The organism is Sphingobacterium sp. UBA6645 (assembly GCF_002455685.1).
Classification (GTDB): domain Bacteria; phylum Bacteroidota; class Bacteroidia; order Sphingobacteriales; family Sphingobacteriaceae; genus Sphingobacterium; species Sphingobacterium hotanense.
In genome coordinates this window covers 392,349-403,650 of the sequence record NZ_DKLH01000045.1, presented here as the reverse complement: position 1 = coordinate 403,650, position 11,302 = coordinate 392,349, and the positions used below count along the sequence as shown (strand labels likewise).

The following is an 11,302-nucleotide window of genomic DNA, read 5'->3' as shown; positions in this document are numbered from 1 at the left end:
CCTTTTTAGACAGCCTCTTCTCTTATTTTTTATATTTTCTTATCGCTCGACTAGCTCGAGACTGCGCAGTTTTGATTTTGTAATCAAACCATTTATCCTTAAATATTTTGCGCATTGTATCATCAAAATGACGAGTCACGAATAAATTTCTCGCCCCTTTCAGCTTTTCAGTAAGTGAATTTGCTAATGCACGAACAGAGATTGAATAGCCTTCAGTTTCGTACTGGATGTAATGCCACCATCCCGCCGGCATATATAATGTTTCCCCCGGACCAATTACTGCCTCATAGCCATCCAAATACTCAATGGCAGGGTATTCACTAACACTGCTAGTTTTCAAGTTAGCAATGCTATGAAAGTTATAGGGAAGTTTATACATTAAGTCAGACTGATCATTTGGAAACAACCAGATACGCTTCTTTCCTTGGAATTGCGTAATGAAAACATGCGACATATCAATATCGAAGTGATTACGCGTTGCGGAGCCCTCTCCACCAAAGAACATATAGGGTAGCCATTGAAGAACCTTTCCTCCTGTCACATCATTGAAGATTACATCCTTCTTCAGCTCTGGTCTTATCTTCATCAAATTGAATAAGAAAAGACGTAATTCCGTAGGCTCTGTGCTAATTTTATCCAGATACTGGCCAAAGCTCATTCTGCCCACCGGAGGGCTCGCAGCATGGTTTTGGGATTCTTCCTCGCGTCCATATACATCGATTTGCTCGTTGCCCGCTATTTCCTTGAAATAATCGTAGCTCCACTTGGTCCAACAAGGGCTGTCCTTACTTACGAAATCCTTTATGATGACCGGCTGACCCTTGTTCAGATAATCTTTTACAAAGTCATTTGGAGCAATCCCAGAGATACTATTTACAGGTTTTAATTTCACAAGATTACCATTTACGTGTTAGTACAAACATAAAAAAAATATTTCTACAATAAATATTCCCAATGTATCGCAATTAACATTTTTTACCGCGAAACAGTGACAAATTATGCAGAAATATTCTTCTAAAAAATGATAACCGTCAGATTTCTAGTAAGACCACAAGTCTTGTTCGTAATCCATCAACGATTTCTTAATTCTTTCTGATTCAAACAGGCGCTCCATATCATCACTGATATAATCTTTGATTCGAAGATCCTCAGGGTTTGATTGCTTCACGATATAGCTTGCAAACATGCGTTTGATAAAGATATCATCATAGCTCAAACCTGTAGCGTCGTTATGGCGATTCATGACCTCTTTATTTACAAGGACATGACGTGCCTCTGGGAAATATACCCAGAAAGCCGGTGTCGCATCAATCTGCGGGATGAAACTATTGCCACCTACCGGAGGAAGAGCTACATCTGCAGGAGGAGTTGCATTCGTTGTTGTTTCCGTATTATTTTCTGCAGGAACCGCAAATGGATCAAATGGGTCTACTGGAGCACTGCTCCCTGCATCTGTTCCCGTTCCGTCAACCGGCATGATAATATCCGACGCACCTGGGATCTGTGGCGTAATCAAAGGCGCTATGCCCACAATACGAGCCTCGAATACCGAGCGTTGCTTATCAAATATCCAATCCTCTTTGATACGGAACTTCACCACCTGCGTTGCATCGAAATCACGCTGTTGGTAGCTAGATCCGATTACCTCATTATTCTCATTGAATTCTTCTACCAAGATCGAATCGCCTCCAAAACGAGCCATTACCTGATCGGGTGCTAACAAAGTCTTGAACGAATCGCCGTTAGGGTCATCTTTGGTAGGCGTTGGATCGTATGCGCGTAATTTACCCTCTTGGATCGCTTCTAAGAGAATATTGATCAAACTCGACTTAGGAGACGCGAAAGCTTGATTCATCTTCACACGCAGGTCCATTTCACGCCATACGCGTTTGCTGAAAGCGATATCCGTTTGACGAATATTAGCATAAGGAACGACCTTCCGATTTTCGAAATCTGATTTCACTACATATCCATCAACTGGAGGCAAGGTGTCAACTGCCTGAACGGGGTCTACACTATTGTTCAGGTTCTCCTGTTGTGCCGAGGCTTGCAAGGAGAAAAAAACAGTTGCTGCTAATACTAACTTTTTCATGATACTAATCATCTAAATTGATTAATTGGTAACCTGGAACGTAATAGGGTCCAAGTTTTGGGCAACGCCGTCAGGCCCTACCCCTACGATATCATAGATCATTACCACCGAACCACTGGTCACTCCTGATAAGCCAGACTTCATCTGTCCGCTAAAGTTTGATCCACTGGTTGTGTAAGGTCCTATAGGGTCTACACGTGGTTTTGCGATATACATATTGAATTTAGAGATGCGGAACTTCGCATCAAATTCGAAATTATCTAATGAGGCAGCAACCACGTTCTGACCGCGTAATTGTGCTGCAGAGATACGACCTCCTGTTTTACCAGCAACGCGAGCCGTAGGTTTAGGAATACGCTTCACACGGAACTTCGTACTGCTCAACTGCTGCGTCTTGTCGCCAATCTTTGCCGATACATTAACCGTTGCTTCTCCGGTTGAAGAAACGCGAGCATTATATTTACCGCCAGACCCTGAAATCGAAACTCCGGAACCCGAAACAATCAGATTCTCACGCGCAATACCAGGAGCAGAAACCGAAATAGGGTTATCAACACCGATGTATAATACATTCATCTTATCCGGAGATACCACCGCCGAAGGGCGAGCAACCTGATAAGAAATCGGTTCTGTTTCGTAAGTCTTCACTGTACCGTCAGTTTGCTGAACGCTGATCAAACCTTTCCAGCTGAATACCCCTTCTGACGACGTATTCACCGAGTACATCCCTTGCCCATCAACAACCTGCAAAGGACTTCCGTTTACTGAAATCTGAGGAGTCGACTTGGAGTCGTATGCCGTCAGGAATACTTTTGCTGTGTAAGGCTGGCCTTGAATTAAGTAAGAAGTCGGAGCAACAGCAACTGCCGAGAAACGGTCTAAGTTTACCACAGCTTGATCCATCTTACCAAAAATATGTTTTACAACTGCAGACTCCGCATTTTTCGCATCTGCATTGATTTTCTCTAATGCTGTGATAGCAGCGGTCAAAGGAATACCATCTCCAAAGTTGGCTTCTTCCCAAGTCTTCTTAACCCCACCACGAGCCTTCGGATCTGCTGCTAAAAGCGCAAAATCAACCTCGTTGTTCGTCAATTTCTTCAATTCTGCAGCGGTCTTATTAATCAAGTCGCGCAATTCTTTTCCGCGACCCTGATTGATCATCAATCGAGGAGAGATATCAACGTTACTACGCTTGCTTACATCGCCGGTGCTCTCTTCCAGACCACCACCTTCTTCCATAAACAATCGGTTATATTCCGCTACTTTGCTCGTCAAAGCCGCTACTAGTTTCTGTGCTTGCTCAGCTTTCGTTAATAAAGGCTGTGCGCGCTCCGGGTTCTCCTTCATTTTCGTTTCACGGAAAGAAAGGAACATATTATCGATACCCGTTTGGGTATTTTCTGTCGATGTTTTTAAACTATCACCCAAGTTTTTGAAAGCATCCAGAAGGGAATCACTTACATTTAGTGCTACTAAGCCTAGTAGAACCAAATAAAGGATCCCGATCATCTTCTGCCTTGGTGTTTCTTTTCTACCTGCCATAAGTCAGTTTTCTATTTTTTTAAATGTTAAAAATCTAGTTCAAACTTCGTTATGATCTGTTTCCAGATGTTGGATTCATTGCAGAAAGCATTCCACCGTAGATGGCGTTCAACGATGATAGGTTCTTATTGAAAGTGTTTACTTGCTCTTTAAACTGTTGCATATCCGTAGCCGACTCATTGAAAGTCTGCAAGTCAGCAGCAGCACGTTCAAACGCATGACTCAATTGTGATGCACCCGTTGCGGCAGCATTTAATTTATCTGCAAACTGATTTGTCGCCGTAGCGGTGTCTGCTACTTTTGAAATAGCAGCTACCTTATCACCAAACGTACGAAGACCATCTCCTAAGTTTCCGATCAGGTTTTCGTCAATCTTCGCGTCTTGCAATAATTTATCGAGTGCAGCCGTATTACCAATCGCGGTAGGTTGTGCCACTTGTACCTGTTGCACGCTACGTGTCGGCAATTCGCCTTTAAAATCTTCGTCTAACTCCGGATAAACACGAGTCCAATCCACGTCTTCTTCCGCAGATAAAAACCCCATGATGAAGAATAATACAGCTTCCACGGCCAAGCCTATACCAATCATCCACTCTCCACCTTTGAAGTGAAGAATTTTGAACATTAGTCCAATAATGACCACTGAGGCACCCCAGTTAATAAGCGTGTTGATACCGAATCCGAATCTTTTCTTTCTTGCCATCGTTTAAAATGTTAGTAGTTTATGTTGTTTAGTATATGTTGATTGATTATCTATTCAAAACCCCTTTATAGGCTAATACACTGCGGAAGCCTAAGTAAGCTTTCGCTGTATCTTGATACTCGTACTGACGAGTTGAATTTTGCAAGAAGTATCCAACGTCCTTCCATGAGCCACCGCGAATAACCTTACGCTTCATCGTCTCATGATCGGATGGCGAAGCATGGTAAGTATATGTCGGGTTCATATCATGAACGAAAGAATAGGCTGATTCATTATAACTTGATTGCGTCCATTCCGCGACATTCCCTGCCATGTTATACAAACCGTAGTCGTTCGGGAAGTACGAATAAACGGGAGCTGTATAAGCAGCACCATCATCCAGGTAGTTACCACGCCCTGGCTTGAAGTTAGCCATCAGACAGCCTTTCGCGTTGCGAGCTGTCGGACCACCCCATGGAAACTGAGTTCCAATTTTACCACCGCGAGCAGCATACTCCCACTGAGCCTCGGAAGGCAATTGATAAGGAGCACGTTCTTCACGACGCTTATTTGCAGCATTGTTGTTGAATAATAATGTTCTCCAGGTATTGAAAGCCTGCGCTTGTCGCCAGGTCACCCCTACTACCGGATATTCATCATAAGAAGCATGGGAAAAATAACTTTCTACCAAAGGCTCGTTCTGAGCATATGAAAAATCTGTTAACCAAACTGTCGTATCCGGATAGATCAACATGGTATCTCTTAAGATAAAATCCGAACGTTTCTTTGAAGGGTCATTTTTGGCAGCAACCGCAGCACGCAGATCGTACCATTCATAATGGTAGGTCAATTGACGTACATCCAATTCATTTTTACCAAAAATACGGTCTTCGCCTTGGTAATACATTTGGTTTAAACCTTCCTGTTGTGCTGGGGTCTGTGCATTCCATGGCGAATTCTTGCGCACTCTCTCCCAATCGATATGTCTCGAGTCGCCGGTTGCCGAAGTCTTGAAATACGAAGGATCATTGAGGTGGTTATAAATTAAGATGGAATCACGAACCCAGTTTACAAACTGACGATATTCGCTATTTGAGATTTCTGTATCGTCCATATAGAATGGAGCGATGGTAACCTGTCTGTTCTGCGAGGTTTGAGAAAAGGTAATATCTTCATCAGACTGCCCCATAATAAAGGTTCCCCCCGGGATGAGCACCATTCCGAAAGGTGTTTTATTCTCTTTTAACCTGTCTAATCGAGTACCAACCAATTCGCCAGAGCTATCTGGTCTATTACATCCAGTAAGTACAACCGTTAATAATAATGCACCCTGGAGTATACGTTTGAAAGGTTTAAGTATCATTATATAATATTATTCAATATAAATTTCACTAATGAAGATTTGGATAGTTTCGCTACCACGAAAGCCAAAAATCTTAAATGGAATCTTATTAAACAAGAAAAATTCAATTCTTTTTCCATTTTAACATAAAAATCATATCCGATTCACGATAATTTGGCCGGTCCCAAAATTACCCCGATTACCATTAAAATCAACCATTATCAACAATAAAACAAGATATTGTAGCCGAATGTTTATAACTTTTATCCCACTTTTCCATCCAACAGCAGCAAATATTATAAAAATCTGGCGAAGCAGATTCATGATGGGGATTTGTCACAGTCGTGTAGACATTAGATATTAGACATCAGACACGGCTAAGACGGCTATTTTCAAAATGAAAAAGAGCTTTTGCACAGATTAATACCTAATGTCTAAAATCTCAAATTAAAAAAAGCCCCTAGAAAAAATCCTAAGGGCTTAAAATATCTTCAACAGCAATTTTTCTATCTCTAGGCGATTAGAAATTTCTAATTTCTACTATCTTACATCTAATATCTAAACTACTATTTATTCACTTGCTTAATATACTGTTCGATTGCCATCGTCATGCTTGGTGCATTTGGCGTTGGGGCAGGGATGTCAAGGATAAGGTCATGATCTAGTAGAGCCTGTTGAGTGCTTGAGCCGAACGCTGCGATGCGTGTATTGTTCTGTACGAAATCTGGGAAGTTCTCATATAGTGACTGTACGCTTGAAGGGCTAAAGAAGACGATGATATCGTAGAATACATCCTTTAGATCTTTGATGTCGCTGATGACCGTTCTGAATAGAACGGCAGGAGTGAAATCATATCCGTTTTCTTGCAACCATCGTTGTGTTTCTTCGTTTGCTACGTCAGAGCATGGGAATAAGAATTTCTCTTTATTGTGTTTCTTCAACACGTCTTCCAGATCTTTTGCAGTTTGTTTACCGAAGAAGATTTTACGCTTGCGGTACTGTATGTATTTCTGCAAGTATAAAGCAATGGTTTCGGATATACAGAAATATTTCATCTCTGCGGATACCTCAAAACGCATTTCTTCACAAACTCTAAAGAAGTGATCTACAGCATTTTTACTCGTAAAAATTACTGCAGTATGGTCCGCAAAATTTACCTTATCTTTTCGTACATCTTTAGCCGGAACACCTTCCACATGGATAAAACCGCGGAAGTCCAATCGTAGATTGTATTTCTCAGCTAAGGTGAAGTAGGGAGATTTATCGTTTTCAGGTTTTGGTAAAGTAACAAGAATGCTCTTTACTTTTTTGGATCTTTCTACATCAATCTGCATAAATTCTTTCTTATTTACTAAGTGCTCTAACTAATATTAAAATAGGTGCTAGTTCGAGACTGCAAAGATAAAGAATTAAATAAAAAATAGAAAACTTGAAATTCCCGAACAGGTGTAAAGCGGTCCGTAGGAAGCGGTAAGTGAATAAAATTATTATTAAAACAACGTAAACAACCGTAATAAATTGAAAATATGCCACAGGTACAAACAGTAGCGCTAACAAGAATGGCATCAATAAAAACATACTGTTAAAATAGACGAGGTACAAGACCGCAACATACTCACGCACAATCTTTTCTAAAGAAAATATAAAAGAGACAAAGCGAATAATTAAAATCTTAGCGATGAATAAAGCCGCTACGAAAATTGCATTTTTTATAAAATTCTCAAAAGTAAGATAATTTTTGTCGCTGAAACTCGACATAACCAAGACGATGAACAGCCCGAGCGACAGGCTGAACAAAGCATAGAGGAAAATATAGGGCCAGGAAGTTGCCAAACTATCCTCTTTACTAACTTGTAATAACAACCTTTCTTTGTAGTAGGCATCAACAATGGTACGCAGTTCCATTGGGAAAACAATGCGTATAATAGCCAAAATCAAGAATAGAAAGAAAACAATAATCAAGACCCAAATCGGACGCTGGCTTTTCAATTTTCCCGAAATTATACGCTCCGCATCCGTTGATGCTTCAATTCTTTCTACACCAAACAGCAAGTCGTGGCGCCCAATTTTCAGCTGCTGCTTCAAGCGCTCTGTTAAGAAATTATTATCTTTCCTTAAACCGGGGATGATTTCAGTATATTTAAATGCCGAATCTAGGGAGTCTAAGGGTGAAACCCGCGCCAAACTATCGTTAACTTGTAGACTATCAGCAGGTAAGCTTGTTTGCACATTGCCTACTGGTATAGTAGCGGCACCTTGTTGGGCAAAACCAAACAATACGGTAAAAATTAACAGAAAACTGAATAGCACACGATGTTTCATGAGTGCCGTAAAGTTAGAATAAAATAATCGCTTTAGAAATTGAAAAATGAGCAATAAAGAGCTAGTACGCTGTGGCTGGTGTGGCAATGATGCCGAGTATCAAGCCTACCACGATCAGGAATGGGGAAAACAAGTAAAGGACGACAAAACACTATTCGAATTTCTCATATTGGAATCTGCGCAAGCTGGATTAAGCTGGATTACGATCCTGCGACGACGCGAAAACTATAGAAAAGCATTTGCTGATTTCGATGTGGAAAAGGTTGCCGCGATGACAGAGAAAGATCAAGAGCGTTTATTACAGGACCCGGGAATTATCAGGAACAAGCTGAAAATTAAAACAACGATCAGCAATGCACAGATCTTTATAGAGATTCAGAAGGAGTTCGGCAGTTTCTACAATTACTTATATTCATTCATGCCCGACAAAAAGCCTATCATCAATAGCTATGAAGACTATCGTCAGGCTCCAGCGACTTCCCCTATTTCAGACGCGATCGCCAAGGATTTGAAGAAAAGAGGAATTCGATTCTTTGGGACCACTATATGCTACGCCTATATGCAGGCGGTAGGTATGGTCAATGACCATATGCTTAGCTGCTCTTTTCGTTAGTAAGCGGATCGAACTGCTTATAGATATGCTGTAGGTTTCGACATTGACCATTGTAGTCCAGGCCATAGCCTACTACAAATTCCTTCTCGATCTCGAAACCTACATACATGATGTTATCAAAAGAATATAAAAGGCATTCCGGCTTCATGAGTAATGTCGCCACGGAAATACTCGCCACCTGAAGTTTCTCCAGCGCTTCAATCGTATGAACCAACGAATTGCCCGTATCTACGATATCCTCTACAATCACCACATGACGCCCCGTCAAATCCATCCCCACACCTATCAATTCCGAAATACGCCCCTGATCTGTTCCCGTATAGGATGCTAGCTTAACGAACGACATCTCACATGGGATATGTATCTGCTTCATCAGATCAGCCATAAACATAAAGCAACCATTCAGAACGCCGATAAAAACAGGATGCTTATCTTCATAACGAAGATTGATATCAATTCCGATAAGGCGGATACGCTTTTGAATCTGATCATAATCGATCATCAATTCAAAATGCAGGTCATCAATTATTATGTTCTTCATGCTTAGTTTTCCTCTTTGTTTTCTTCCTTACCGAATAATCGCTCGCGGATAGACTTGCGCAGTTGGTCTTCTAAATCCATCTCTTCGGCCATATCTTTAAGATCATCGAAAGATGCCGCCGTATCAACAACGCCTTTCGGACGCGCCGGGCGCAGATTTGGCTGCAATTGTACCTGATAGAACCCGTAATTCGCAGGGACATTTTCATTATCCAATTGCCGCATCTTGTTCATGATATAACCATAGGTATTAAAATGCTTCATGACCCAGGGTTTCAATTGTCCGGTATAGTCAAATGACGATAGACCGGTTTTCGGTCGCGGGATAATACTCGATAGGAACAAACTCTCCCCAATCGTTATTTCTGAAGGTTTCTTACCAAAATAATACTGCGAAGCTTCCGCAATACCATAGACGTTTTTGCCCCATTCGATTACATTCAGATAAATTTCCAATAAGCGATCTTTGCTTACCTGCCCAGATTGCTCCATTAGCCAAACAAGCAAGATCTCCTCAAACTTGCGCATCATTGTTTTATTCCTATTCAGGTAAACATTCTTTACCAGCTGCATAGAAATGGTGCTTGCTCCACGTTTGAACTTCTTCTCTTTAATATTCGTAACGATTGACAACTGGAAGGCTTCCAGTTCGAACCCCTTGTGTTTATAGAAAAAAGGATCTTCGGTATTCAACACCGTTTTCTTTAAAATCGAAGAAACCTGATCCAGCGGAGTAAACATTGGATTGGCGGGCCCCACAACGATATCGCGTAGTTTTGTCGTATCATCATAAGCCTCATAAACAAAGGGCTGGTTTAAGGCGGCAATATCGGCCTTGCCCCATTTTACAATTTTCAATGCCGCATCGTCTATTTTGGAACTGAATTTCAACTGATCGGGATCATCCAAATCTACCTCAAAATCCATGTCATATTGAATATCGCCCTCAACCTGTAAACCGTCAAGCTGGTCAAAAAGCCCTTTTGGTATCGCATCAAAAAAATTCTGCGCCTTAAACTTACCCGTATGGACTGCCATGCTCAATAACTTCTTAGGCTTACGTGTGTATTTTAGTCGAGGTTCAAAAGAAAATTCTTTGACCTGCACCTTGGTACCCTCGATTAACTGAATCGTATTCTCCGACACTTGAAATCCGCCAAGCGCCGCACCTTCGGGAAGAACGATCTGTTCACCAGATAGGCGTCGCTGGTAAACTTTCAGGTTCTTGGTCGACCAACCACCCAATACTTCCAGTACATCTTTACCCTTCCGAGATACATCGTCTAGGTGAAAAGCAAGTTCATCAAAACTCACCTGAAGTCCGTATTTTCTGCGCAAGAACGGCAATTCAGCATCCTTATTATCCGAAGTGATCTTAACGCTCAATGTCTGCTTATCGGGATTGACCTCGCCACTGAAATTCCATTTCGCGTCCTGCTCGTTCAAGAAGACATCGACATCGTAATCTCCATTGTCGATTTCGCCAACTGGAATACGCACCATCTGAGTTCCTGAACTATCCTGATACGACAAATTCACATTCGTCATGTTCAAATCGCGAGGAACCTTCAGGAAAACCTGCTTGATCAATCGATCGACCGTCTCGGCTAATGTTCGGCTGCTGGTATCAACAGCAGTTGAATCCTTGGCTTTCTTTCGAAATAAAAAGTCATAATTAGAGGTGCTATCTTCTTTCACCAAGGTGATATCGGCATTTTCCATTTCCAAAGAACCCAATTTGATTGTCCCGGAAATTAGGGGGAACAGCTTTACGGACACTTTAAATTTATCCATAGCCGCCAACTGATCTGCGGAATCTGGAACAACGCGGACCTTTTGGAACTCCACAGTCGTCAAGCCTGCAAAATCATAGCTCCCAATACGTAAATCGAGCTGATAATCTTCCTTGAGTTTCTTCTTCACTTTCACCACCGCTTGATCTAACATTTTTCCCCGAACGGATAGCCCCAAGAATAATCCAATCAGGAAGATCCCCAAAACAGCACCCGCTGTAATTAAAAACCAGCGCTTCCGCAGGAACGAAAAATCAAGCTTCCTCAGCCATTCTTTTACCAGCATAAATAGACCGTTACTTCATTATTAATTTGATAAAAATAGATAAAATTCATTAAAAACATCTTTATGACATGATATTGTCCTTCTTTC

At 41.5% G+C, this 11,302-nt stretch carries 10 protein-coding genes; 1 reads left to right on the top strand and 9 read right to left on the bottom strand.

The genetic code is table 11. The annotated features are described in order from the left end of the window. Window positions 1-22: 22 nt before the first annotated feature. The 7 genes from B2400_RS09025 to B2400_RS08995 all read right to left on the bottom strand — a co-directional run bounded on the left by B2400_RS09025 (window position 23) and on the right by B2400_RS08995 (window position 7,983). Window positions 23-892 carry a cupin-like domain-containing protein gene (locus tag B2400_RS09025; protein ID WP_149524702.1) on the bottom strand — a complete coding sequence of 290 codons (870 nt, stop codon included), beginning with the start codon at window positions 890-892 and terminating at the stop codon, window positions 23-25. A 147-nt stretch (window positions 893-1,039) separates the two neighbouring features. Continuing rightward, window positions 1,040-2,092 carry a gliding motility protein GldN gene (gene gldN, locus B2400_RS09020; protein WP_149524701.1) on the bottom strand — a complete coding sequence of 351 codons (1,053 nt, stop codon included), beginning with the start codon at window positions 2,090-2,092 and terminating at the stop codon, window positions 1,040-1,042. 21 nt (window positions 2,093-2,113) lie between these two features. Then, window positions 2,114-3,637 carry a gliding motility protein GldM gene (gldM, locus tag B2400_RS09015; RefSeq protein ID WP_286650339.1) on the bottom strand — a complete coding sequence of 508 codons (1,524 nt, stop codon included), beginning with the start codon at window positions 3,635-3,637 and terminating at the stop codon, window positions 2,114-2,116. Window positions 3,638-3,686: 49 nt separating this feature from the next. Next, complete coding sequence (gene gldL, locus B2400_RS09010; protein ID WP_260041305.1) at window positions 3,687-4,340, bottom strand: gliding motility protein GldL; 654 nt, start codon at window positions 4,338-4,340, stop codon at window positions 3,687-3,689. 46 nt (window positions 4,341-4,386) lie between these two features. Next, window positions 4,387-5,682, bottom strand: a complete 1,296-nt coding sequence (locus B2400_RS09005) for an SUMF1/EgtB/PvdO family nonheme iron enzyme (protein ID WP_293932752.1) — start codon at window positions 5,680-5,682, stop codon at window positions 4,387-4,389. A gap of 545 nt (window positions 5,683-6,227) precedes the next feature. After that, window positions 6,228-6,995 carry a uroporphyrinogen-III synthase gene (locus tag B2400_RS09000; protein ID WP_149524697.1) on the bottom strand — a complete coding sequence of 256 codons (768 nt, stop codon included), beginning with the start codon at window positions 6,993-6,995 and terminating at the stop codon, window positions 6,228-6,230. 10 nt (window positions 6,996-7,005) lie between these two features. Further along, window positions 7,006-7,983, bottom strand: a complete 978-nt coding sequence (locus tag B2400_RS08995; protein WP_286650337.1) for a DUF4271 domain-containing protein — start codon at window positions 7,981-7,983, stop codon at window positions 7,006-7,008. Between the two features lie 46 nt (window positions 7,984-8,029). Here B2400_RS08995 and B2400_RS08990 point away from each other — a divergent pair, with 46 nt between their 5' ends. Then, window positions 8,030-8,596 carry a DNA-3-methyladenine glycosylase I gene (locus tag B2400_RS08990; protein WP_286650336.1) on the top strand — a complete coding sequence of 189 codons (567 nt, stop codon included), beginning with the start codon at window positions 8,030-8,032 and terminating at the stop codon, window positions 8,594-8,596. On the opposite strand, the gene B2400_RS08985 is transcribed toward B2400_RS08990, so the two are convergent. Then, window positions 8,577-9,137, bottom strand: coding sequence for a phosphoribosyltransferase (locus tag B2400_RS08985; RefSeq protein ID WP_149524694.1), 561 nt, complete (start codon window positions 9,135-9,137; stop codon window positions 8,577-8,579). The two genes, B2400_RS08990 and B2400_RS08985, sit on opposite strands and share 20 nt — an antisense overlap. 2 nt (window positions 9,138-9,139) lie before the next feature. Further along, entirely contained in the window at window positions 9,140-11,215 is a 2,076-nt protein-coding gene (locus B2400_RS08980) for a transglycosylase domain-containing protein (RefSeq protein ID WP_293932748.1), read from the bottom strand. Window positions 11,216-11,302 lie beyond the last annotated feature (87 nt).

What these genes read in the sequence shown, in the direction of transcription:
- gldN (WP_149524701.1), bottom strand. Translation starts at nt 2,092, where the DNA reads ATGAAAAAGTTAGTATTAGCAGCAACTGTTTTTTTCTCCTTGCAAGCC.
- gldM (WP_286650339.1), bottom strand. Translation starts at nt 3,637, where the DNA reads ATGGCAGGTAGAAAAGAAACACCAAGGCAGAAGATGATCGGGATCCTT.
- gldL (WP_260041305.1), bottom strand. Translation starts at nt 4,340, where the DNA reads ATGGCAAGAAAGAAAAGATTCGGATTCGGTATCAACACGCTTATTAAC.
- B2400_RS09005 (WP_293932752.1), bottom strand. Translation starts at nt 5,682, where the DNA reads ATGATACTTAAACCTTTCAAACGTATACTCCAGGGTGCATTATTATTA.
- B2400_RS09000 (WP_149524697.1), bottom strand. Translation starts at nt 6,995, where the DNA reads ATGCAGATTGATGTAGAAAGATCCAAAAAAGTAAAGAGCATTCTTGTT.
- B2400_RS08995 (WP_286650337.1), bottom strand. Translation starts at nt 7,983, where the DNA reads ATGAAACATCGTGTGCTATTCAGTTTTCTGTTAATTTTTACCGTATTG.
- B2400_RS08990 (WP_286650336.1), top strand. Translation starts at nt 8,030, where the DNA reads ATGAGCAATAAAGAGCTAGTACGCTGTGGCTGGTGTGGCAATGATGCC.
- B2400_RS08985 (WP_149524694.1), bottom strand. Translation starts at nt 9,137, where the DNA reads ATGAAGAACATAATAATTGATGACCTGCATTTTGAATTGATGATCGAT.
- B2400_RS08980 (WP_293932748.1), bottom strand. Translation starts at nt 11,215, where the DNA reads ATGCTGGTAAAAGAATGGCTGAGGAAGCTTGATTTTTCGTTCCTGCGG.